This window comes from Roseateles sp. (genome assembly GCF_965229315.1).
Taxonomy (GTDB): Bacteria; Pseudomonadota; Gammaproteobacteria; order Burkholderiales; family Burkholderiaceae_C; genus Pelomonas.
Window position 1 is genome coordinate 488,106 of the sequence record NZ_CBDDJA010000002.1, and the last position, 21,512, is coordinate 509,617.

Sequence of the window (21,512 nt, forward strand, 5' to 3'; positions counted from 1 at the left end):
AAACCGGACATCACGTCGGCCCACAGGCACGGGATTGCCGCGGCGCAGCGCCTGTCAAGAATCGGCGCTCATCCACCGGCCGCTCTCAGAAAGGACCCGCCATGAGGACAATGATTGCCGCCCTGCTCGCCGCAGGGGCCAGCCTGGCTGTGGTGACGGCCGAGGCCGGGCCTGTCGTCGTCGCCAACTCGACCTACTCGATCTTCCTCGCCGACGAGGCGCCCGCGCCGATCTACTTAGAGAACACCGTGTCCGCGCAGGGCGTGTTCGACGGCAACGACCAGAGCTTCGTGAGCAACGGCCAGGCCTACACGCTCAGCGAGTCCCAGTCCGATCTGGGTGGGGGGCGCCATCTGATCCACATCGAGCTGAGTTCGGACCGCGACATGAGCCATGCCGTTGCCGGGGGCGCCGGTGGCCTGTACCTGGGACTGGGAATCGGCGGCGATGGTCTCGACCTGATGGGACTGGTCTATCTGGACCAAGCCATCCTGAGCTTCGACACGCCCCAGGATTCCTGGATCAACGACCACCTGGCCAGTGACTATCGCGACCTCTACTTCAGCGGCGCGTGGGGCGGGTCGTTCCCGTCATCGACCGCCGTGTTGGTCTTTCCCGGCGCCGAGAGCCTCGACATCCGCCGCCTGAGGCTGGACTTCTATGTGAGCGAACTCCCCGAGCCCGGCTCGCTGGCACTGGTCACGCTGGCGCTCGTGGGTGCGGGCGGCGCAGCGCGTCGCCGCCGGCAGCACCGATCCGCGCGCGCCTGATCGGTGGCGCTCACTCGCGCGTCACGCGCAGCACTTCTTCCAGTGATGTGACACCGGACGCGATGAGCCGGTCGCCGTCCTCGCGCATCGAGCGCAGGCCGGTGGACACGGCGGCGGCCGTGAGCTGGCTTTCGGGCGCGCGGTTGTGGATGAGGCTGCGCACCGCGTCGTCGGCCACCATCAACTCGTAGACGCCCGTGCGGCCCTTGTAGCCGGTGTGGCCGCAGGCTTCGCAGCCCACCGGGTGCCAGCGGCCGTGGTCGTCCTGGCGCTTGCAGACCGGGCACAGGCGCCGCACCAGCCGCTGTGCCAGCACGCCCAAGAGCGACGAAGACAGCAGGAAGGGCTCCACGCCCATGTCGGTCAGCCGCGTGACGGCGCTGGGCGCGTCGTTGGTGTGCAGCGTGGCAAGCACCAGGTGGCCTGTGAGCGAGGCCTGGATGGCGATCTGCGCGGTCTCGTAGTCGCGGATTTCGCCGATCATGATGACGTCCGGGTCCTGGCGCAGGATGGCGCGCAAGGCCTTGGCGAACGTCAGGTCGATCTTGGCGTTGACCTGGGTCTGGCCGATGCCGGGCAGCTCGTACTCGATCGGGTCCTCGACGGTCAGCACGTTGGTGGTGCTGGTGTCCACGGTCTGCAGCGATGCGTACAGCGACGTCGTCTTGCCCGAGCCGGTCGGGCCGGTCACGAGCACGATGCCGTGCGGTTGCTGCACCAGCTTCTTGAACGCGGACAGCACGTCGCCGTCCATGCCCAGGCCTTCGAGCGTGAACTTGGATTCGCTCTTGTCCAGCAGGCGCAGCACGGCGCGTTCGCCGTGGGCGCTGGGCAGCGTGGACACGCGCACGTCGATGGCGCGGCCGCCGATGCGCAGCGAGATGCGGCCGTCCTGCGGCAGCCGCTTCTCGGCGATGTCCAGCTCGGCCATGATCTTCAGGCGCGAAATCAGCGCGGCGTGCAGGCCGCGGTTGGGCTGCACCACCTCGCGCAGCGTGCCGTCGACGCGAAAGCGCACGGACGACGCGCGCTCATAGGGTTCGATGTGGATGTCGCTCGCGCCGTCCTTGGCCGCCTGCGTCAGCAGCGCGTTGAGCATGCGGATGATGGGCGCGTCGTTGGCGGCTTCCAGCAGGTCTTCCACCGCCGGCAGGTCCTGCATCATGCGCGACAGGTCCACGGCGCTCTCGACCTCGCCGATGACCACGGCCGCGCTGCTCTCGCTGCCGGCATAGGCGGCGTTGATGCGCTCGGCCAGCGACGGCCCGGCCTCGGACTCCAGCTTGTCCACGGCGTACAGGCGCTGCACCTCGGACAGCGTGGCCCAGCCGACCTCGGGCGGCGCCCACAGCGTCAGCGTGCTGCCGTCGTCCTCCAGCAGCACGGAGTTGGCCTTCGCAAAGGCGTAGGGCAGGGGGTGGCGGATCGCGGCCATGGGAGGGCTTACTGGGGCGGCTGCTGTGGTTGCTGCGGGGGCACCGGCGTCTGCAGGGACGGCTGCGGCAGCGCCTTGTCGGCCGGCGCGAACTTGGGCTCGGGCAGCACCGGCGAGCCGGTGTCGGGCAGCATCAGGTTCTTCTGCGGCTGGCTGACCTGCTGCACGGCGCGGATGCTCTCGTAGCGGTCCAGCGTGAGGCGGTTCGCGCCCTCGGCGTTGCGCATGACGACCGGGCGCAGGAACACCATCAGGTTGGTCTTCACGCGCTTGCGGTTCTTGCTGCTGAACAGGTTGCCGATCAGCGGGATCTTGGACAGGCCCGGCACGCCGTCGTCGCCGTCGGTGTACTCGTCCTTGAGCAGGCCGCCCAGCACGATGATGTCGCCGTCGTCCACGACCACGCTGGTCTCGATGGCGCTCTTGTCCAGCGTCGGGCCTGTGGTGCCGTTGCTGCCGGGCACCACGGAGGAGTTCTCCTGGTAGACCACCATGCGCACGGTGCCGCCCTCGCCGATCTGGCTCTTGACCTTCAGCGTCAGGCCCACGTCCTTGCGGTCCACCGTCGTGAAGGGGTTGACGGTGCCGCCGGTGGTGGTGGCGCCGGCGTAGGAGCCGGTCACGAAGGGCACGTTCTGGCCGATGACGATGCGGGCCTCCTCGTTGTCCAGCGCGACGAGGTTGGGCGTGGACAGCACGTTGGCGCCGCTCTGGCTCTCGAAGAAATTGGCCACCGCGCCCAGCGTGTAGATGCTGCCGAACTTCTTCAGCACGCCGATGTTCAGGCCGGTCGGCGCGGAGCCGTTGGTCAGCGCGGTCGTCACGCCCGCGGTGCCGCCGGCGACGGCGCCGGTGGCATTGATGATGTTGGACAGGCCCGTGCCGAAGTTGGTGCCGGCGCCAGTGATGGTGCCGTCGCCCTTGCTGCCGAACAGGTTCTGCCACTGCACGCCGAACTGCGCGGCCTTGGTGTTGTCGATCTTGACGATGAGCGACTCCACGTAGACCTGCGCGCGGCGCGCGTCGAGCTGCTCGATGACGGCCCGCACCTGGCGGTACAGCGGTTCGGGCGCCGTGATGATGAGCGAGTTCGTCGACGGGTCGGCCTGCACGAAGCCGCCGGTGGACGGGCCGGCCGACTGGCTCAGCGGCGACGTGGCGGCGGCCGAGTTCATGCCGCCAGTGCTGTTGCTGCTGGACGTGGCACCCGTGAGCGTCTGGTTGTTGTTGCCGCCGAGCGCGCCCGTGCCGGACAGCGACGAGTTGCTGCCGGACTGGTTGTTGCTGCCCGACGAGGCCGCACCGAACGCCGCGCGCAGCACGGTCGCGAGCTTGGTCGCGTCGGCATTCTTCAGGTAGACGACGCGGATGTTGTTGCCGCCGTCGGTGCCGGGCTGGTCGAGCTTGTCGACCATGGAGCGCACGGCCGCTAGGCGGGCAGGATTGCTGGCGCGCAGGATGAGGCCGTTGGAGCGCGGGTCCACCAGCACGTTGACCGCGCTGCTGCTCTGGCCGGGCACGGCCGCAGCCACCGTCTGGCCGCCGTCGGCCAGGCGTTGCACCAGCGGCGCCAGGTCGGCCGCGACGGCGTACTTCAGCGGCACGATCTCGATGTCGCTGGTGCCGGGCGTGTCCATCGCCGCGATGATCTTGGCGATGCGCTGCAGGTTGTCGGCGTAGTCGGTGATGACCAGGCTGTTGTTGCCCGGGTTGGCGTTGATCGTGTTGTTCGGGCTGATCAGCGGGCGCAGCACGGCCACGAGGTTGTTCGCGTTCTCGTGCTGCACGCGGAAGATCTGCGTCAGGATTTGGTCGCCGCGCGCGCTGCTCGTCTCGACGGCCACGGAGCCGGCCTGCAGCTTGGCGTCCGGCTCCGGCAGCACCTTCAGGAAGCCGGCCGTCTCGACGACGGTGAAGCCCAGGCCGCGCAGCGCGGCGAGGTAGGTGCGGTAGGCCTCGGCCACCGACACGGGTTGCTCGCTGTAGACCGTGATCGAGCCCTTCACGCGCGGGTCGATGATGAACTGCCGGTTGAGCATGACGCCCATGGCGCGTGTCACGGCCTCGATGTCCGCGTTGACGAAGTTCAGCGTGACCGGCGAGCTGGGCCTGACGGCCGGCCCCCGCGACGAGGTCGGTTGGGCGCGCTGCACGGTGGCGCTGTCGGGCTGTGCGAAGGCGCTGTTGCCCGTGGCCGCCAGCAGCGCGGTGAGCGCGGTGGCAGTCGCAACGGCGGTGCGTGGGAGATTCATGATCATCCGATCGTCAAGACGGAGCGCGCCCCTTGGCGGCGCCCGATGATGTTCAGCAGGTTGTTCAGCGCTTCTTCGCGGCCCGGCGCGGCGGTGGCCTCGCCGGTGAAGCGGCTCTTGCCGCCGCTGTTGAGCACGCCGGCGCCGGAGAGCTGCAGCGCGCCCTCCAGTGTGGACAGGCGCAAGGTGCTGAGGCCGGGGTTCGTCGCGTCAGCGGTGACGCTGAAGCGGTAGCTGCCCAGCGGCGCGACGGTGGACACGCGCGAGGACAGGTTGATGAGGTCCAGCTGCAGCTCGCCGAACTGGCGCCAGCGGCCCTGCACCGACTCCAGCCGCAGCTCGCGGGCCGACATGCGCAGCGAGCCGCCGAGCTGCAGCGTGTTCCACGGCGTGCCCAGGCCCGACAGCAGGCCGGCGGGCAGGCGCACCAGCCAGTCGGCGCGGTTGTCCACGCTGATGTCCAGCCGCCCCAGGCCGGGCTTCAGGCCCAGCAGCAGCTCGCCGTTGATGCAGCAGTCCTGCCGCGCCGCGAGCTGCAGCCCCAGGCCCTGGACCGTCATGCGCCAGTGCAGCCGGCCGGGCAGCGCGGAGGCGTCGCGGCTGCCGGCGCCGCCGGTGAGCACCAGCACGCCCGAGCCGTTCCAGACGCTGCCGCGCGTGTCGACGATGAGCAGGTGCTCGCCCGTGGCCGATGCGAGCGCGCGTGCCAGCCAGCTGGCCGGCGCGAAGGCGACGAGCGCGACGAGCACGCCCAGCAGCGCACCGGCGACGGCCCAGCGCCGCGGCGTGCGGTGGCGCACCGCGCGGCCGCCGGCCGTGGCGCCGCCCAGCACCGAGTCCGGCGGCAGTGCGGGGGCCTTCTTCTTGAACAGACGCATCACGGCGCTCCCAGGCTCAGCACCAGCGTGCCGGCATAGCCCTTGGGGCCGCGCGTGAGCTGGGCCTCGACGGGCCGCGCCCGGGCCGCCGAGCGCACTTCGCCCAGCCAGCTCTGCAGCGCCTCGGGCGCGATGCCGTTGAGCGTGACGACGGCGCGGTCGCCCGCGAGGTTGATGCGGGCCACGGGGCCGAGATGCTCGACCGAGGCCGTCAGCGCGGCCTGCGCCTGGGCCGGCGGCACGGCGGGCGCGGCGCGCAGCGTGCGGGCCTCCTGCGCCTGCGCCTGCATCTGCTGCAGTTGCAGCTCCAGCTGTTCCAGTTCGGCCGGTGCGGTCTTCAGCGTGCGCAGCGCGGGCGCGAGCAGCAGGCTCCAGGCCAGCAGCAGGCCCAGCAGCGCGGCGACCGTGGCCAGCACCAGGCGCTCGCGCTCGCCCAGCGCCTGCCATTGCGCCATCGCCTGCGCCTTGGTCTGCCTGAGCCGCACGGCGAGCCCCGCGTCGCCGGTGGCGTGGTTGAAACTGGCCATCAGGTGCGTCCCTGCATGCTGGCGCGGCTGAGGGTCAGCTTGCCTTCGCTGGAATCCAGTTGCCAGCCATCGCTGCGCAACTGGGTGCGGAAGTTGTCGATCTGTGCCTGCGCCCAGCCCTGGGCGGACACGGTGAGGCGCCCGGGCTCGAACGCCAGCGCCTCGGCGGGCGGGCGGTCGGCGGGCCAGGCGGTGGCGGCGGCTGCGAGCAGCGCTTCGAGGTCCTGCTCGCCGACGCTGCCGGCGCTGGCGCGCAGCAGGTCGAGCTGCTTTTGCATCTGCACCGGCGCGTCCAGGATGGCGCGCACCTCGGGGAAGGCGCTGGTCAGCGTCGTGGTGACGGCCTCGCGGCGAGCGGCCACCTCGCGGTGCTGGTGCCAGGCCCACAGGTTCAGGCCCAGCAGCTGCACCAGCAGCAGTGCCGCGATGCCCCAGCGCACCGGCTGCCAGGGCTTGCGCATCAGTGCCCGGTGCACGAGGCGCAGCGCACGCACGCCGCGGGCCCGGGGCGCGAGTTCGAACTGGCGCAGGTTCCAGGCGCTGTCCACCACCGACAGCGCGCGCTGGCCGGGCGTCTGCACGCTGACGGTGGTGCCCAGCCAGCGCTCGGCGGCCGTGGCGACGCCGGGCGTGGCCGTCCATTGCGCCGCATGCACGAGGCCGGGCGGGAAGAACTGGCGCGCCAGACCACCGCCCAGCGGCAGCGTCGCGACGCCTTCGGTGTGGCTCCAGCGCAGCGAGACGCCGCCGTCCTGCGCGTCGCCGTTGGCCTCGAAGAAGTGGCCGCGCGCCAGCGCGTCCGGCCAGGACAGCGGCGCGACGCGCTCGATGAAGACCTGGGCGGCTTCCAACTGGGCCAGGTGGCCTGCCAGCCAACTGCGCGACGTGACGGCCACCCAGGCCGTGTCGCCGCCCAGCGCGTCGGGCTCCAGCGCGAAGTGCAGCGTGTCGGGGTCGTCCAGCAGCGCTTCTTCCAGCTTGCCGGCCAGTGCCGCGCGCATCTGGCGGCCGGCGCGCGGCAGCTCCACGCGGCGCCAGCTGACGTCGGACTCGCCGGCGATGGCGACGACGCTGTCCGCCGCCGGCAGCGAGGCCGCGGTGGCGCGGCCCTCGGCGGTGATCTGGCGGCCGTCGGGGGTCAGCACGTAGTCGTACTCGCGCAGCACGTCGGTGCGCGGCACGTCGGCCGCCGCGGGCGCGGCTCGTCCCAGCGCGCGCAGACGCGACCGGGGGGGCAGGAACAGCAGCAGGGTGCTCATGGGGAGATTGAAGCGCGGCGCATTCTAGGAGCGGGCTGTGAAGTTACAGGCCAGGGGCGGGACATCGCGGTGAAAGTCGGTGCTCAACGCTCCACCAACTGGTTGATACGTTCACGCGCCCGCACGACCATGGTCAGCCCCTGCCGTTCGATCAGCGAGCGCTGCTCCAACTGGCGCTCCTCCAGCCGCAGCCGGCCGGTGACGAAGAAGAAGGACGACATGACAGCCACGCGGCTGGTGTCCAGCGTCACGCCGGTCGGCAGGAAGTTGGCGGCGTCGGTCACGTTCTGCAGCGGGCTGGCCTTGCGGCCCTGCACCAGCCGCTCGGCCGAAGCCAGGTCGACGCCGTCGAACAAGGCCGCGATGACCTCGCGCGGCGCCGTGTTCAGGTTGACCGGCGTGGCCTTGGGCAGCAGCACGACATAGGGCTGCAGGCGCTTGATGGTGGCGTCGTCCAGGCCCAGCCAGGCGAGCTGGTCCAGGCTGGCGGGGCGCAGCGGGCCGCTTTCGCTCTCGCTGGCGCCGGCCTCGACGGCGCTGGCGGCCCCGCTGGCCGCCGCCGGGAAGGCCGCGCGCAGGCCCGCGATGATGAGCGTGGCCGTGCCGGGCGGCGCGTTGACCTGGGTGCACAGCCGCTCCAGCACGCGCTGCTCCAGTTCCGGCACCTTGGTGCCGCTGAGCAGCGCACGCAGGTTGTAGTGGCCCTGCGCGTCCTCGATGCTGCCGGACAGGAAGGCCTCGGGCCCGTCGTCGTCGCTGGCGGCCGTGCGGTCGGCAGCCAGGAAGGTGGACAGGCGCGCCTCCGCCAGCGGCACGGCCCAGGGCTCGCCGAGGTGGTCGACGGGCTTCTGGCGGTTGGCCTGGGCGTCCTCGCGCAGGATGAGGCGGGCCCAGTCCAGCGCGCCCTGCAGGATCCAGGTGCTCTGCGCGCGGGCGCGGTCCGCGGCCTCGATCTGCACGGCGCGGTACTGCTGCCAGACCATGCCGGCGGCCAGGCTGGCGATCAGCGTGACGATGATCATCGCGGTCAGCAGCGCCGCGCCGCGCTGGTGTCGGTGCGGGTTCATTGGGCGGTGACCTCCAGCTCGCGCATCAGCGTGCCGTTGAGCCCGCTGCCGTCGGCGAACTGCATCGCGATGCGCAGCCCCGACGGCACCTGGATGGGCGTGCGGCTGCTGGTGGGGCCGGCGTCCGAATTGCCGGTGGACAGGCAGTTGCTCCAGGCGTTGCCCCAGAAGCAGTAGAACTGCCAGCCAGCGACGCCGTCGAAGGCGCGCAGCGCCGGGTTGCGCTGCGCCAACTGCTGCATGCCGCGCTGGCGCTGCAGCTCCAGGTCTTCCACGGTGCGCAGCGCCGGGCTCTCCCAGCGCCAGATGCTGCCCTCGCGCAGGCTCCAGACGACGACTTGCAGCCCGGCCGGCACCTGGCGTGTCAGCACGAGGCTGCCGCCGTCGAAGTCCAGCGGCGGCACGGGGCTGTGGCTGTCCTGCAGCGCGCGCAGGTCGGCCTCCCACTGCGCCAGCACGGTCTGCAGCCGCGCCGTCTGCGCCAGGCGCGCCTGGGCGATCTCGCGGCTGCGCACCAGCGCGTCGATGCCGCGCCAGGCCATCGCCGCCATGGTCGCCATGACGACCAGCGCCACCAGCACTTCGACGAGGGTGAAGCCGCGTACCTTCATGTGCCCAGCTTGCCCATGATGGTGGACAGGCTCAGCACCGGCTGGCCCTGGTCGTTCTCGATGGCGGCGTCGACGCGGCGGAACAGCGGGTTGGGCGTCGGGCTGACCTTGAGCTTGCCGGTGTAGGCGCGGCCGAGCTGCTCGCAGGCGAACGGGGATTCGCCGATGTCGGGGAACTGCTGGCCCAGGCGCAGCTCGGTCAGCTGGTTCTCGGCGCACCACTGCGCGGCGCTGACCTCGGCCAGGCGTTCGGCGTTGCCGGCCAGCGCACCCGCGGCCTTGATGCCGGCGCCGAGCGCGATGGCGACGATGACGAGGGCGACCAGCACCTCGATCAGCGTGAAGCCGGCGCTGTTTCGCGTCATGGCTCGACGACGTCGAAGGCGGCGAGGCCGTCGGTGCCCAGCACGAGGCGCTGGTTGCCCAGTTGCAGGCGCAGGCGCTGGGCCGGGATGATGGGCTCGGGGCCGAGGGTCAGGCCAGGGTTGGCGGCGGTGGCGTTCTCGATCTGCACGGCCACCGGGTCGCCCAGCCAGCGCGTGGGCAACTGGATGGTGCGCGGCAGGCCCTCGAAGCGGAAGTCGTCGCCGTTGTTCAGACCCTTGGGAATCCAGCGCACGGTGAGGCCCGACGCACGGCTTTCCGCACGTGCCGTCTCCAGCAACGCGGCGAGGCGCTGGGCTTCACGCTGCAATTGCAGCTCGGTGGGGTCGCGCAAGGCCAGGCTGACGGTGGCGCTGGTGATGGCGATCAGCGCCACCACCACCAACAGCTCGATCAGCGTGAAGCCGTGCGGCTTACTGCCAGGAGCCGATGTCCGCGTCACGGCCCTCGCCGCCGGCGCGGCCGTCGGCGCCAAAGCTGTAGACATCGACCTCGCCCTTCACGCCGGGGTTGGCGTACTGGTAGGGGTGGCCCCAGGGGTCGTTCGGCAGCTTCTCGAGATAAGGCTTCCAGTTCGGCGGCGGGGTGCCGGCGGTGGGCTTGTGCACCAGCGCGTCCAGGCCCTGGTCGGCGCTGGGGTAGCGCTGGTTGTCGAGCTTGTAGAGCTTGAGGGCCTGCATCAGGTTGTTGACGTCGGTGCGCGCGGCGGTGACGCGGGCGTCCTCCGCACGGTCCAGCACATTGGGCACGACGAGGGCGGCCAGCACGCCGATGATGACGAGCACGACCAGCAGTTCGATCAGCGTGAAGCCGCGGGCAAGGGGAGAACGACGCATGGCGTGGTGCGGGGGAGCGCAGAGCAGCAGTGAGCGGGCCATCATAATGGGGCGATGCTTGCTCGATTGATGGCGTTTTCGGTGTGGCTGCTGCTCGGCGGTTCGGTGGCTTACTGGAGCCTGCAACTGTTCTCGCGGCCGCTGGCGATGCCGGCATCGGTGCTGCCCGCCGGTGAATCGCGTGCCACCCAGGTCGATCTGAGCCGTCTGCTGGGCGTGACGGCACCCGATGCCGCGCCGCAGGTTGACGTGGCGCCGTCGACGCGGCTGCGCCTGGTGGGCGTGGTGGCCCCCAGGAATGCGAAGGCGGCCGAAGCCGGCGAAGGCGTCGCGCTGATCGAGGTGGACGGCGTGACGCGCACGGTTCGCGTGGGTGCGGTCGTCGACGGCGACTTGCAGTTGCTGCGCGTGGACGCCCGCAGCGCGAGCCTGGGCGTGCCGGGCCGGGTGCCCACGCAGGTGCTGGAGATCAGCCCGCCGGCCACGCCGGCGACGGGCTCGCTGCCGCCTGCCGCGCCATCGCCCATCGTGCTGGGTGGCAACCCGGCCGGCACCGTGGCGCAACAGCCCGCCGCGGCGCCGACGCCGGCACCAGGGCCGGGGACTTCGCCAGGACCGGCGCGGGCGGCTGCCGCCAACGGCGTGCCGCTGGCAGCGCCGCGGCCCATGCCGCCGCAGTACGACCCGCGCCAGGCGCCGCAGGAGCGCTGAAGCTCAGGTCAGGCTCAGGCGCCCAGCGTCGGCAGGTGGGTGCCGGCGTCGGGCCGCAGCGCCAGGCGCGCCTCGGCGACCTCGTGCAAGTCGGTCAGCAGCGCAGCCGCCGCGCGGATCATGGGCCAGGCCAGCGCGGCACCGGTGCCGTCGGCACTGTCCATGCCCAGCTCCAGCAGCGCGGACGCGTGGAACAGCGCCAGCGCTTCGTCCAGGCCGCGGTGCACGTGGCTGCGGCAGAACACGGCGTAGTCGGTGACCGGCGCGCAGATCAGCGATGCGAGCTTGAGCGCCGCGCAGGCGGCAATGCCGTCCACGATGATGAGGCTGCGCTTGCTCGCCGCCACCAGCATGGCGCCCACCATGACGGCGAGCTCGTGGCCGCCGAAGGCCGCCAGCACGTCCATCGGGTCCTTGGCTTCGCGGTGGCGTGCCTGGGCCCCGTGCAGCACGTCCAGCAGGTGGACGAGATCGTCCTGGCGCATCGTGGGGCCGGAGACGACGAAGTCGCGCACCGGCTGGTCGGACAGCCGCGACAGGATCAGCGCCGCGCATTCCGGCGAGCCCTGGCCCATGCCGGCACAGGCCAGCACGTTGCCCGGCAGGTTGTCGGCGATCTCCATGCCGACGCGCACGCCGGCATGGGCCTGTTCGAGGCTCATGGCCAGCGCGGTGCGGGCGTTGCGCGTGCCGTGGGCAACCTTGCGCGCCAGCAGCCGCGCATGCGGCGGCAGGTTCTCGGCGACGCCGCAGTCCACCACGGTCAGGTGCAGGCCCTGCAGGCGGGCGAACACGGACACCGGCAACTGGGCGTGCAGCGCCATCTGCACGAGGTCCTTGGTGGCCCGGCCCCACTGCGCGCCGACACCGTCGACGACGACACCATGGTCGGACGCGAACAGCGACAGCACGGGGTCGCGAAAGCGCGGCGTCAGGCTGTTCTGCACCAGGCCCAGGCGCACGGCCAGCGGTTCCAGTTCGCCGAGGCCGCCGGCGATGGCGGACCGGCGGTCAACGCGGTCGCGCAGCGCGGCTTCCAGCTCGGGATTGGCGGTGGGTGAAATCAGCGACTGTTGGGCAACGGTCATGGCGCAGGCGACAGGCAGACGCGCGGATTTCAACTCAACCCAGGAACAAGCGATAGGCAGGGTTACCCGTTTCGTCCTCAAACGGGTAGTTCAGGCTGGCCAGGAATTCCCGCAGCGCCGCGGCGTCGCCCCGCGGGACCTGGATGCCCACGAGGATGCGGCCGTAGTCGGCGCCCTGGTTGCGGTAGTGGAACAGGCTGATGTTCCAGTCCGGGTGCATGCTGCTCAGGAAGCGCATCAGCGCGCCCGGCCGCTCGGGGAACACGAAGCGGTACAGGCGCTCGTCGCGCGCCAGTTCACTGCGGCCGCCCACCATGTGGCGCACGTGCTGCTTGGCGAGTTCGTCCGTGGTGAGGTCCAGCGTCTCGAAGCCGGCCTTGGTGAAGGTGCGGGCGAGCCGGGCGGCCTCGTCGGACTTGGAGATCGCCACGCCGACGAAGACGTGGGCGACCTGCGCGTCGGCGATGCGGTAATTGAACTCGGTGACGCTGCGCGGGCCCAGCAGCTCGCAGAAGCGTTTGAAGCTGCCGCGTGCCTCGGGGATGGTGACGGCGAACAAGGCCTCACGGTGTTCGCCCACCTCGGCGCGCTCGGCGACGAAGCGCAGGCGGTCGAAGTTCATGTTGGCGCCGCAGGTGATGGCGATCAGCGTCTGGCCCTTGGCGCCGGTCGCCGCGACATACTGCTTGATGGCGGCGACGCCCAGCGCGCCGGCGGGCTCCAGGATGGACCGGGTGTCCTCGAAGACGTCCTTGATGGCGGCGCAGACGGCGTCGGTGTCGACGAGGATGTAGTCGTCCACCAGCTCGCGCGTGATGCGGAAGGTCTCCTCGCCGACGAGCTTGACGGCCGTGCCATCGGAAAAGAGGCCGACATCGTTGAGCGTCACGCGCTTGCCAGCCCGGACGGAGCGCACCATGGCGTCGGAGTCGGTGGTCTGCACGCCGATGATCTTGATGTCGGGGCGCAGGGCCTTGACGTAGGCCGACACGCCCGAGATCAGGCCGCCACCGCCGATGGCCACGAAGATGGCGTCGATCGGGCCGGGGTGCTGGCGCAGCAGCTCCATCGCAATGGTGCCCTGGCCGGCGATGACGTCCGGGTCGTCGAACGGGTGGACGAAGGTCAGGCGCTGGGCCTTCTCGAGTTCCAGCGCGTGGCCGTAGGCGTCGGTGAAGCTCTCGCCGAACAGCACGACCTCGCCGCCGAGCGCCTTCACGGCGTCGATCTTGACTTGCGGCGTGGTGACCGGCATCACGATGACGGCGCGGCAGCCCAGCTTCCTGGCCGACAGTGCAACGCCCTGGGCATGGTTGCCGGCCGAGGCGCAGATGACACCGGCGTCGCGCTGCCCGGGCGCCAGGTGCGCCATCTTGTTGTACGCGCCGCGCAGCTTGAAGCTGAAGACGGGCTGCTCATCCTCGCGCTTGAGAAAGACCTTGTTGCCCAGGCGCTTGGACAGCTTGCCGGCGGCGGTGAGGGCGGTCTCGCGGGCTACTTCGTAGACCCGCGCGTTCAGGATGCGCTGCAGATAGCTGCTGCCGGGCGGCAGCATCGCCGGCACCTGGGACGGCGTCGCCTTGGACGCTGTGGAACGGCGGCGCGGTGGGGCGCTCATCGGCTCTCCGTGGTCTGTGTTGCGGCGCCGCATGATAGGGGGAGACCCTGGCGCGACGGCGCCGACGGCCTTCGGCGAAAAAAAACCCGAGCTCTTGCAAGCTCGGGTTGAATCCACCATGGAGGCGGTGGAGGAGACAATCGGTGCGAAAACGTTTTCGCGTGATCAGAGTTTAGCGCCGAGTTATGCTGCGCTGCAATATATTTTGTGTGAACCCATTGGAGCGGTGACTCTAGATGACCATGGAATGCACTGTCAGTTGGCTGGGCCTGGACGGTCCGAGTGGCATGAGCTTCGTCGCCGAGACCGGCAGTGGCCACGTGCTGTGCATGGACGGCGCCCCGGATGGCGGTGGGCGCAACCTCGCGCCCAGGCCGATGGAAACCGTGCTGGCCGGCACCGGCGCCTGCACGGCCTATGACGTGGTGCTCATCCTGAAGCGTGGCCGCCATGACGTGCGCGGCTGCAAGACGACGCTGAAGGCTGAGCGCGCGACGAGCGACCCCAAGGTCTTCACGGCCATCCACTTCCACTTCGTCGTCAGCGGCAGGGGGCTCAAGCCCGAGATCGTCGAGCGCGCGGTCTCGCTGTCGCACGAGAAGTACTGCTCCGCGACGGCCATGCTGGCCAAGACCTCCGCGATCAGCACCTCCTTCGAGGTCGTCGAGGTCTGATCAGATGCGGTGGGCCACGGTCGTCATGACCTTGGCCGCCAGACGCATCAGGCCTTGCACGGCAGGCGGCAGCAGTCGCGCGCCGGCGGAGAGCGCAGCATCGGCATGCGCAGCCTCTTCCCGCTTCATCTGCTCGACGATGGCACGGGACGGTGCATCGGCGTCAGGCAACAGGTCCAGGTGCGAGCCGAGATGCGCTTCGACCTGACGCTCGGTTTCGACCACGAACCCCAGGCTCCACTTGTCGCCGGCCAGGCCGGCCAGGCTGCCGCAGGCGAACGCGCCTGCCCACCACAGTGGCGCGAGATGGCTGGTGTGCGTGCCCAGTTCGGCGACGCGATCGGCGGTCCAGGCCAGGTGGTCCAGTTCTTCCTGGGCGGCGTGCTCAAAATGATGGCGCGCCTCGTCGCTGCGGCTGAACAGCGCCTGGGACTGGTACAGCGCTTGGGCGCAGATCTCACCGACATGGTTCACGCGCATCAACGCGCCGGCCTCTCGCGCCTGAGCAGGACTCAAGGCGGGCAGCGCCATGCCGGCGGCGGGCGACGCGCGCGAGAAACGTGCGGGCGCGAAAACGGTGCGCAATCCACCATCGAGCGCATGGATGAAGCGATCAGTGCGGCTCAGCGTCGTCATGTCATGCCGATGCCATTGGGCTCATGCGTTGCTGGCATTACCCTAAGTGAAGGTTTCATGAAGCCTGCGAGTCGTTGTCGTATTGCAACGTCAATACACAATTTCATATCCGTAAATTCCCGAGGGCCCCCAAGCTCTGGTGGAATACTCCCGCTTCCTCGCAGGAGGTGGGCGCCGAACCTTCCGGGTCGCGCCTCGGATGAATACTTAGGAGTATCGAATGAAAAAAGCTCTGATTGCCTTGGCTGTTCTCGGCCTGACTGGCGGCGCAGCCGTCGCGCAATCTTCGGTCACCCTGTTCGGCGTCCTGGACGCAGACATGAAGTACACCAAGACCGGCGACGTCAAGAAGAAGGCGCTGGACTCCAGCGGCCTGAACACCAGCCGTTTCGGCGTGCGTGGCACGGAAGACCTCGGTGGTGGCCTGAAGGCTGGCTTCTGGCTGGAATCCGAAGTTGCCGTGGACACCGGTGTCGCCGGCAACGGCGGCGCGTTCTGGGGCCGCCGTGCCACGGTGAGCCTGGCTGGTGACTTCGGTGAAGTGCGCCTGGGCCGCAACAAGACCGCTTCGCGTCTGCACCTCGAAGACTTCGACCCCTTCGCCTTCACCGGCCTGGGCAGCGTCGGCGCCGTCTACAGCAACCTGGGCAGCGGCAATGGCACGTCCTACGGCCGCGCTGACAACCTGGTCTCGTACTCCCTGCCCAACAACCTGAGCGGCTTCTACGGCGGCGTGGATGTCTCGGCTGGCGAAGGCACGAACACCAACAAGGGCCAGTCGGTCCGCCTGGGCTACAAGAACGGTCCCCTGCACGTGTCGGGCACCTACGCCAGCACGTCCAATGCAGCCGACAACAGCAAGTTCAAGCTGACGTCCATCGGCGGCGCTTACGACCTCGGCGTGGCTCGCCCCTCGCTGTCGTACACCGAATCGAAGTACCTGTCGCGCAAGCAGCAGGTCCTGACGGCCGCCGTGACGGTGCCGGTGGGCCAGGGCCAGTTCGTGGCCACGTACACCGACGCCAAGGCCAACGGTGCCGCCGAGACGGCAGCAGCCGGCTACACCGCCATCGGCGATGCCAAGCTGTTCGCCCTGGGTTACGCCTACAACCTGTCGAAGCGCACCGCGCTGTACACCACGTACTCGCAGATCGACAACAAGGGCAATGCCCGCTTCCTGGTTGCCGGCTCTCCTGCCGCGACCGCAGGCGGCCAGAAGTCCAGCGGCGTCGACGTGGGCGTTCGCCACAGCTTCTGATGCTGCGCCGGGCTTCGGCCCGTCACCCGCTCAGCCAAAGCCGCCTTCGGGCGGCTTTTTTACGCCTTGTCGCCTTCGGGACAAGGGGAAATCGATGTTGGTGCCTCACAACAGCCAACGCGTGATGGCGGATGTCCTCGCTCAGAATAGGGTGGTTAACCAATTCTTAGCAGGAGACATGTTGATGAAAAAAACGACCCTGGCCCTCGCCATCCTCGCCGCCAGCAGTTCTGCTGCGTGGGCTCAATCCAGCGTGACCCTGTATGGCATCGTTGATGCCGCCGTGCGTTACACGAGCAACGCCAACGCAGGCACGTCGAAAAAGACGATGACGCCAGGTGGCATGTCGCAAAGCCGGCTGGGCATCAACGTCACCGAAGACATGGGTGGCGGGCTGAAGGCGCTCGCCAACCTGGAGCACCGCCTGAACTCCGACACCGGCACGGTCGTCGCCAACGATTTCTGGCGTCAAGCGTGGGTGGGCCTGCAGTCCAACGAATTCGGCCAAGTCCGTCTGGGTCGTCAGTACAACATCCTGTTCGACGTTTACACGTCGACGTTTGCTTCGTTCCGCTACTCGCCCTATATCGAGGCGTACAAGCCGGAAATCGGCATGTCCATGACGGCTCGCCAGGACAACATGGTCAAGTACCTGGTCCAGGTCGGCAACGTCTACGGTGAAATCCAGGTCAGCGCCGGCGAAGGCGCGACGGGTGCTGCCGCGGCGCTGCCGAACAAGACCATGGGCGGCCTGCTGCGCTACAACGATGGCAAGTTCGGCGCTGGCGCCGCCTACCTGGAGGCCACCGAGCAGACCGGCAAGAAGATCAAGGCCACCGTGCTGGGTGTGTCTTACACGGAAGGTCCTCTGTACGTGCATGCGTCCTGGGGCGAGAACAAGTTCGAGAACCCCTTCACGCTGCTGAACCAGTCCAGCGCTGCCGCTTTTGCAGCGTCGGCTGCAACGGGTGGTCTGGCGAACGTGGCCATCACGACCCGCGGCGCGTACACCAGCGGCCTGCTGGGGGCCAACGTCTTCAATACCAACTCGGCCGACATCAAGACGCGCGACATGATCATGCTCGGTGCCACCTACCAGGTGACGCCGCAACTGAACCTGGGTGCCAACGCCTGGCTGACCAAGCAGAAGCATTACGGCAGCCAGAACAACCTGGCCGCGCCTTTTGCTGCTGCACTGGCAGCTTCCACGGGCCTGAACACCAACGCCAACAGCACCAGCAAGGCCGACTTCTACGCGTTCGTGGCCGACTATGCGTTCTCCAAGCGCACGGATGCTTACTTCGAAGTGGACTTCACCAAGCTGAACGGCCAGGTCAACTTCGCCAACGGGGCAACGAAGCGCTACGGCTCGATGCTGGGCCTGCGTCATCGCTTCTGATGCATGCTGGTCGGGCGGCCTTCGAGGCGCCTGACCTCAGCCGCAAGAACGGGCCGCGAGAGCGGCCCGTTTTGCTTTTCGGGGACTTTCCTGCCACGTTCGCGACTGAGGCTTTCCCGTACACGGGCGGCTGCCGGCTTCACGCATGATCGCGCCTTCGCGCATTGCCGGGACCGGCAGTCAGACTTGAGGCTTCATGCTGGTTTTCATTCTTCGTCGCGTTGTCCAGGCCGTCGTCGTCATGCTCTCGGTGGCCTTCATCGCCTTCATGCTGTTCCAGTATGTGGGCGACCCGGTCACCAACCTGCTGGGCCAGGATGCCACCGACGAACAACGCACGGCGTTGCGCAAGGACCTGGGCCTGGACCAGCCGTTTCCGGCGCAGTTCGCGCGCTTCGTCGTCAATGCCGCGCAGGGCGAGTTCGGCATCAGCCTGCGTCAGGGACGCAAGGTGTCCGCACTCATCGTCGAGCGCTTCCCTGCCACGCTGGAGTTGGCGCTGGTGGCGGGGTTCATTGCGCTCGGGCTGGGCATCCCGCTGGGCGTCTATGCGGCGCTGCGGCGCGGCAAGGCCAGTGCTCAGGTGCTGATGGCGGGCACGCTGTTCGGTGTGAGCCTGCCCAACTTCGTCATCGGCATCGTGTTGATCTGGGTCTTCGCCGTCGAGTTGAAGTGGCTGCCCAGCTTCGGCCGTGGTGAGGTCGTCGCGTTCGGTTCGTGGACGACGGGGTTGCTGACGCGCGATGGCCTGCTCCATCTGATCCTGCCCGCGTTCACGCTGTCGGCCTTCCAGTTGACGCTGATCATGCGGCTGGTGCGCGCGGAGATGCTGGAGGTGCTGCGTGCCGACTACATCCGCTTCGCGCGCGCCCGCGGCCTGACGGACCGCAGCGTCTATTTCGGCCACGCGCTGAAGAACACGCTGGTGCCCGTCATCACCATCACCGGCCTGCAACTCGGTTCGCTGATCGCCTTCGCCATCATCACCGAGCAGGTGTTCCAGTGGCCCGGCATGGGCTTCCTCTTCATCCAGGCCGTGCAGTTCGCCGACATCCCCGTCATGGCGGCCTACCTGTGCCTGATCTCGCTGATCTTCGTCGTCATCAACCTTGGCGTGGATCTGCTCTATTTCGCCGTCGATCCGCGCCTGCGTGTTGAAGGCAAATCGCATTGACCATGGCTGCCGACGCTACCTCCAGCCCCGCCGCCCCGACCTCCGCGTTGCGCCGCTTCTTTGCCGGCGATGTGTGGCATTCCTTCCGCTCCTCGCCGGTGGCGATGCTGGCGGCTGCGATCACGGCGGTCTGCCTGGTCTGCGCGCTGTTCGCCGAGGTCGTGGCGCCGCACAACCCCTTCGACCTCGCGACGCTCGAGCTGATGGACTCGCTCAAGCCCCCGGCCTGGATCGAAGGCGGCGAGTCCAAGTACCTGCTGGGCACCGATGGCCAGGGCCGCGACATCCTGTCCGCGCTGATGTACGGCACGCGCATATCGCTGCTGGTGGGCATCGCCTCGGTGATCCTGTCCATCCTGATCGGCGTGAGCCTGGGCCTGCTGGCCGGCTTCGTCGGTGGGCGCATGGACGCGCTCATCATGCGCATCTGCGACGTGATGCTGTCCTTCCCGTCCATCCTCGTCGCGCTGATGATCAGCGGCGTCGGCCGCAGCCTGTACCCGCACGCGCCGGACATGCTGGCCTTCGTCGTGCTCGTGCTGGCCATCTCGCTGACGGGCTGGGTGCAATACGCGCGCACGGTGCGCGGCTCCACGCTGGTGGAGCGCAACAAGGAGTACGTGCAGGCCGCCCGCGTCATCGGCGTGGGCTCGCTGCGCATCATGCGTCGCCACGTGCTGCCCAACGTGCTGGGGCCGGTGCTGGTGCTGGCCACCATCCAGATCGCCTCGGCCATCATCACGGAGGCCACGCTGTCCTTCCTCGGCGTCGGCGTGCCGCCCACCAGCCCGTCGCTGGGCACGCTGATCCGCAACGGCAACGACACGCTGTTCTCCGGCGAATGGTGGATCACCGCCTGGCCCAGCCTGACGCTGGTGTTGATCACGCTGAGCGTGAACCTGCTCGGCGACTGGCTGCGCGACGCGCTCAACCCCAGGCTGCGTTGATTGCGATGACTGCCTCCCTTCTTGAAGTCAGCCACCTGCGGGTGGAATTCCCGACGCGCCACGGCACGCTGCTGGCGCTGGACGACATCTCCTTCTCCATCGCACCGGGCGAGATCCTGGGTGTCGTCGGCGAATCGGGCGCGGGCAAGTCGCTGACGGGCGCGGCCATCATCGGCCTGCTGGACCCGCCGGGCCGCATCGCCGCCGGCGAGATCCGGCTCGCGGGCCGGCGCATCGACAACCTGCCTTACGAGCAGATGCGCCGCATCCGCGGCCGCGAGATCGGCGCCGTCTTCCAGGACCCGCTGACGTCGCTGAATCCGCTCTACACCGTGGGCCGCCAGCTCGTCGAGACGATCACCACCCATCTGGACCTGACCGCGTCGCAGGCCCGCGCCCGCGCCGTCGAACTGCTGGCCTCCACCGGCATCCCGGCGCCCGAAGCGCGTGTGGATCATTTCCCGCATCAGTTCTCCGGCGGCATGCGCCAGCGCGTCGTCATCGCGCTAGCGCTCGCGGCCAACCCCAAGCTCATCGTCGCCGACGAGCCCACCACGGCGCTGGACGTGTCCATCCAGGCGCAGATCATTGCGCTGCTCAAGAAGGTCTGCAAAGAGCAGGGTGCGGCCGTCATGCTGGTCACGCACGACATGGGCGTCATCGCCGAGACCTGCGACCGCGTGGCGGTCATGTACGCCGGCCGCATCGCCGAGATCGGCCCGGTGGCCGCCGTCATCCACCGCCCGGCGCATCCCTACACCGCGGGCCTGATGGGCTCCATTCCCGCGATGGACGAGGACCGCGAGCGCCTGCTGCAGATCGATGGCGCGATGCCGCGACTGACCGCCATCCCGCCCGGCTGCGCCTTCAACCCGCGTTGCCCACGCGTCGTCGAGCGGTGCCGCAACGAGCGGCCCGAGCTGGCGGCGGTCGGTGCGACCAGCGCGGCTTGCTGGCGGCCCGTCACGCTGGAGGTCGCGCCATGAGCCAGCCCCTGGTCGAGGTGAAAGACCTTGCCAAGGTCTTCGACGTGTCGCCGCCCTGGCTGAACCGCGTCGTCGAGCGCAAGCCCAAGGCTTTCGTGCACGCGGTCGACGGTGTCAACTTCGCCATCGAGCGTGGCAAGACGCTGGCGCTGGTGGGCGAAAGCGGCTGCGGCAAGAGCACCGTCGCGCGCCTGCTGGTGGGCCTGTATGGCCCCACGCGCGGCCACGTGCGGTTCGATGGCGAAGACATCGCCAAGACGCTGGCCGGCGCCGGCGTTTCACCGTTGCGCCGGCGCATGCAGATGATCTTCCAGGACCCGTACGCCTCGCTGAACCCGCGCTGGAAGGTGCTGGACATCGTCGCCGAGCCGCTGCGCGAGCACGGCCTCGTCAAGGGCGATGCCGAAGCGAAGCGCCGTGTCGGCGAATTGCTGAGTTCCGTCGGCCTGAATCCGGCGGATGCGGAGAAGTTCCCGCACCAGTTCTCGGGCGGGCAGCGCCAGCGCATCTCCATCGCGCGTGCGCTCGCCACGGAGCCCGAGTTCCTCGTCTGCGACGAGCCCACGTCGGCACTGGACGTGTCAGTGCAGGCGCAGGTGCTCAACATCATGAAGGACCTGCAGCGCAAGCGGGGGCTGACGTATCTGTTCATCTCGCACAACCTGGCCGTCGTGCGCCACATGGCCGACCAGATCGGCGTCATGTACCTGGGCCGGCTGGTCGAGGTGGCCGACAAGGCCGAGCTGTTCGCCCGGCCGCGCCACCCCTACACGCGCATGCTGCTGGACGCCATTCCCGACATCCACATGACCGGCCGCGCCCGCACGCCGGTGCAGGGCGAGGTGCCCAACCCGCTCAACCCGCCCAGCGGCTGCAGCTTCCACCCGCGCTGCCCGCTGGCCAACGCGCGCTGCAAGGCCGAGCGACCGGCGCTGCTGGAGGCCGAGGGCGTGCGCGTGGCCTGCCACGCGGTTGAAGAGGGCAGGGCGGGCTGAGCGCCCT

22 protein-coding genes are annotated in these 21,512 nt (G+C 69.2%); 9 read left to right on the forward strand and 13 right to left on the reverse strand.

All coding sequences use genetic code 11. From position 1 onward, the window contains the following. Positions 1-101: 101 nt before the first annotated feature. Complete coding sequence (locus tag ACO07H_RS06960; RefSeq protein ID WP_422012507.1) at positions 102-770, forward strand: PEP-CTERM sorting domain-containing protein; 669 nt, start codon at positions 102-104, stop codon at positions 768-770. 10 nt (positions 771-780) lie between these two features. On the opposite strand, the gene gspE is transcribed toward ACO07H_RS06960, so the two are convergent. From gspE to gspG, 10 genes are all read right to left on the reverse strand, one after another. Further along, on the reverse strand, positions 781-2,196 hold the full coding sequence (gene gspE, locus ACO07H_RS06965) for a type II secretion system ATPase GspE (RefSeq protein WP_422018601.1): 1,416 nt from the start codon (positions 2,194-2,196) through the stop codon (positions 781-783). 17 nt (positions 2,197-2,213) lie between these two features. Further along, positions 2,214-4,457, reverse strand: a complete 2,244-nt coding sequence (gene gspD, locus ACO07H_RS06970; RefSeq protein WP_422012509.1) for a type II secretion system secretin GspD — start codon at positions 4,455-4,457, stop codon at positions 2,214-2,216. A gap of 2 nt (positions 4,458-4,459) precedes the next feature. Further along, complete coding sequence (gene gspN / locus ACO07H_RS06975; RefSeq protein WP_422012511.1) at positions 4,460-5,335, reverse strand: type II secretion system protein N; 876 nt, start codon at positions 5,333-5,335, stop codon at positions 4,460-4,462. Beyond that, complete coding sequence (gene gspM / locus ACO07H_RS06980) at positions 5,335-5,862, reverse strand: type II secretion system protein GspM (RefSeq protein ID WP_422012513.1); 528 nt, start codon at positions 5,860-5,862, stop codon at positions 5,335-5,337. Before gspM ends, gspN begins: the two co-directional genes overlap by 1 nt. Then, positions 5,862-7,121 carry a type II secretion system protein GspL gene (gene gspL, locus ACO07H_RS06985; protein WP_422012515.1) on the reverse strand — a complete coding sequence of 420 codons (1,260 nt, stop codon included), beginning with the start codon at positions 7,119-7,121 and terminating at the stop codon, positions 5,862-5,864. The genes gspM and gspL overlap by 1 nt, the downstream gene beginning before the upstream one ends. Positions 7,122-7,204: 83 nt before the next feature. Beyond that, the gene (gene gspK / locus ACO07H_RS06990; protein WP_422012517.1) at positions 7,205-8,188 is read right to left on the reverse strand and encodes a type II secretion system minor pseudopilin GspK; all 984 of its coding nucleotides are present in this window, start codon (positions 8,186-8,188) and stop codon (positions 7,205-7,207) included. Next, on the reverse strand, positions 8,185-8,799 hold the full coding sequence (locus ACO07H_RS06995; RefSeq protein WP_422012519.1) for a PulJ/GspJ family protein: 615 nt from the start codon (positions 8,797-8,799) through the stop codon (positions 8,185-8,187). The genes gspK and ACO07H_RS06995 overlap by 4 nt, the downstream gene beginning before the upstream one ends. Next, positions 8,796-9,164: a type II secretion system minor pseudopilin GspI gene (gene gspI, locus ACO07H_RS07000; protein ID WP_422012521.1), complete on the reverse strand. Its 369-nt coding sequence runs from the start codon at positions 9,162-9,164 to the stop codon at positions 8,796-8,798. Before gspI ends, ACO07H_RS06995 begins: the two co-directional genes overlap by 4 nt. After that, positions 9,161-9,625 (reverse strand): GspH/FimT family pseudopilin, encoded by a 465-nt coding sequence (locus ACO07H_RS07005; RefSeq protein ID WP_422012523.1) that lies wholly within the window; start codon positions 9,623-9,625, stop codon positions 9,161-9,163. Before ACO07H_RS07005 ends, gspI begins: the two co-directional genes overlap by 4 nt. Continuing rightward, positions 9,597-10,019: a type II secretion system major pseudopilin GspG gene (gspG, locus tag ACO07H_RS07010; RefSeq protein WP_422012525.1), complete on the reverse strand. Its 423-nt coding sequence runs from the start codon at positions 10,017-10,019 to the stop codon at positions 9,597-9,599. The genes ACO07H_RS07005 and gspG overlap by 29 nt, the downstream gene beginning before the upstream one ends. A 54-nt stretch (positions 10,020-10,073) precedes the next feature. On the opposite strand from gspG, the gene ACO07H_RS07015 reads away from it, so the two are divergent. Then, positions 10,074-10,730: a hypothetical protein gene (locus tag ACO07H_RS07015; protein ID WP_422012527.1), complete on the forward strand. Its 657-nt coding sequence runs from the start codon at positions 10,074-10,076 to the stop codon at positions 10,728-10,730. A 14-nt stretch (positions 10,731-10,744) separates the two neighbouring features. On the opposite strand, the gene ACO07H_RS07020 is transcribed toward ACO07H_RS07015, so the two are convergent. Both ACO07H_RS07020 and ilvA read right to left on the reverse strand, forming a co-directional pair. After that, positions 10,745-11,818, reverse strand: coding sequence for a nicotinate-nucleotide--dimethylbenzimidazole phosphoribosyltransferase (locus ACO07H_RS07020; protein ID WP_422012529.1), 1,074 nt, complete (start codon positions 11,816-11,818; stop codon positions 10,745-10,747). Positions 11,819-11,852: 34 nt separating this feature from the next. Continuing rightward, the gene (gene ilvA, locus ACO07H_RS07025) at positions 11,853-13,373 is read right to left on the reverse strand and encodes a threonine ammonia-lyase, biosynthetic (RefSeq protein WP_422018602.1); all 1,521 of its coding nucleotides are present in this window, start codon (positions 13,371-13,373) and stop codon (positions 11,853-11,855) included. A 305-nt stretch (positions 13,374-13,678) separates the two neighbouring features. On the opposite strand from ilvA, the gene ACO07H_RS07030 reads away from it, so the two are divergent. Then, complete coding sequence (locus ACO07H_RS07030; RefSeq protein WP_422012531.1) at positions 13,679-14,110, forward strand: OsmC family protein; 432 nt, start codon at positions 13,679-13,681, stop codon at positions 14,108-14,110. Here ACO07H_RS07030 and coq7 read toward each other — a convergent pair whose 3' ends face one another. Then, on the reverse strand, positions 14,111-14,746 hold the full coding sequence (coq7, locus tag ACO07H_RS07035) for a 2-polyprenyl-3-methyl-6-methoxy-1,4-benzoquinone monooxygenase (protein ID WP_422012533.1): 636 nt from the start codon (positions 14,744-14,746) through the stop codon (positions 14,111-14,113). It abuts the gene before it with no gap. A 220-nt stretch (positions 14,747-14,966) separates the two neighbouring features. Here coq7 and ACO07H_RS07040 point away from each other — a divergent pair, with 220 nt between their 5' ends. The 6 genes from ACO07H_RS07040 (at position 14,967) to ACO07H_RS07065 (ending at position 21,505) form a co-directional block, all read left to right on the forward strand. Next, on the forward strand, positions 14,967-16,004 hold the full coding sequence (locus ACO07H_RS07040) for a porin (RefSeq protein ID WP_422012535.1): 1,038 nt from the start codon (positions 14,967-14,969) through the stop codon (positions 16,002-16,004). A gap of 184 nt (positions 16,005-16,188) precedes the next feature. Next, positions 16,189-17,403, forward strand: coding sequence for a porin (locus tag ACO07H_RS07045; protein ID WP_422012537.1), 1,215 nt, complete (start codon positions 16,189-16,191; stop codon positions 17,401-17,403). A 196-nt stretch (positions 17,404-17,599) separates the two neighbouring features. Continuing rightward, positions 17,600-18,577, forward strand: a complete 978-nt coding sequence (locus ACO07H_RS07050; protein ID WP_422012539.1) for an ABC transporter permease — start codon at positions 17,600-17,602, stop codon at positions 18,575-18,577. A 2-nt stretch (positions 18,578-18,579) separates the two neighbouring features. After that, entirely contained in the window at positions 18,580-19,524 is a 945-nt protein-coding gene (locus ACO07H_RS07055) for an ABC transporter permease (protein WP_422012541.1), read from the forward strand. 5 nt (positions 19,525-19,529) lie between these two features. Continuing rightward, a complete protein-coding gene (locus tag ACO07H_RS07060; RefSeq protein WP_422012543.1) occupies positions 19,530-20,510 on the forward strand; it encodes an ABC transporter ATP-binding protein in 981 nt (326 codons plus the stop codon). Continuing rightward, entirely contained in the window at positions 20,507-21,505 is a 999-nt protein-coding gene (locus ACO07H_RS07065; protein ID WP_422012545.1) for an ABC transporter ATP-binding protein, read from the forward strand. Before ACO07H_RS07060 ends, ACO07H_RS07065 begins: the two co-directional genes overlap by 4 nt. The last annotated feature ends 7 nt before the right edge of the window (positions 21,506-21,512 follow it).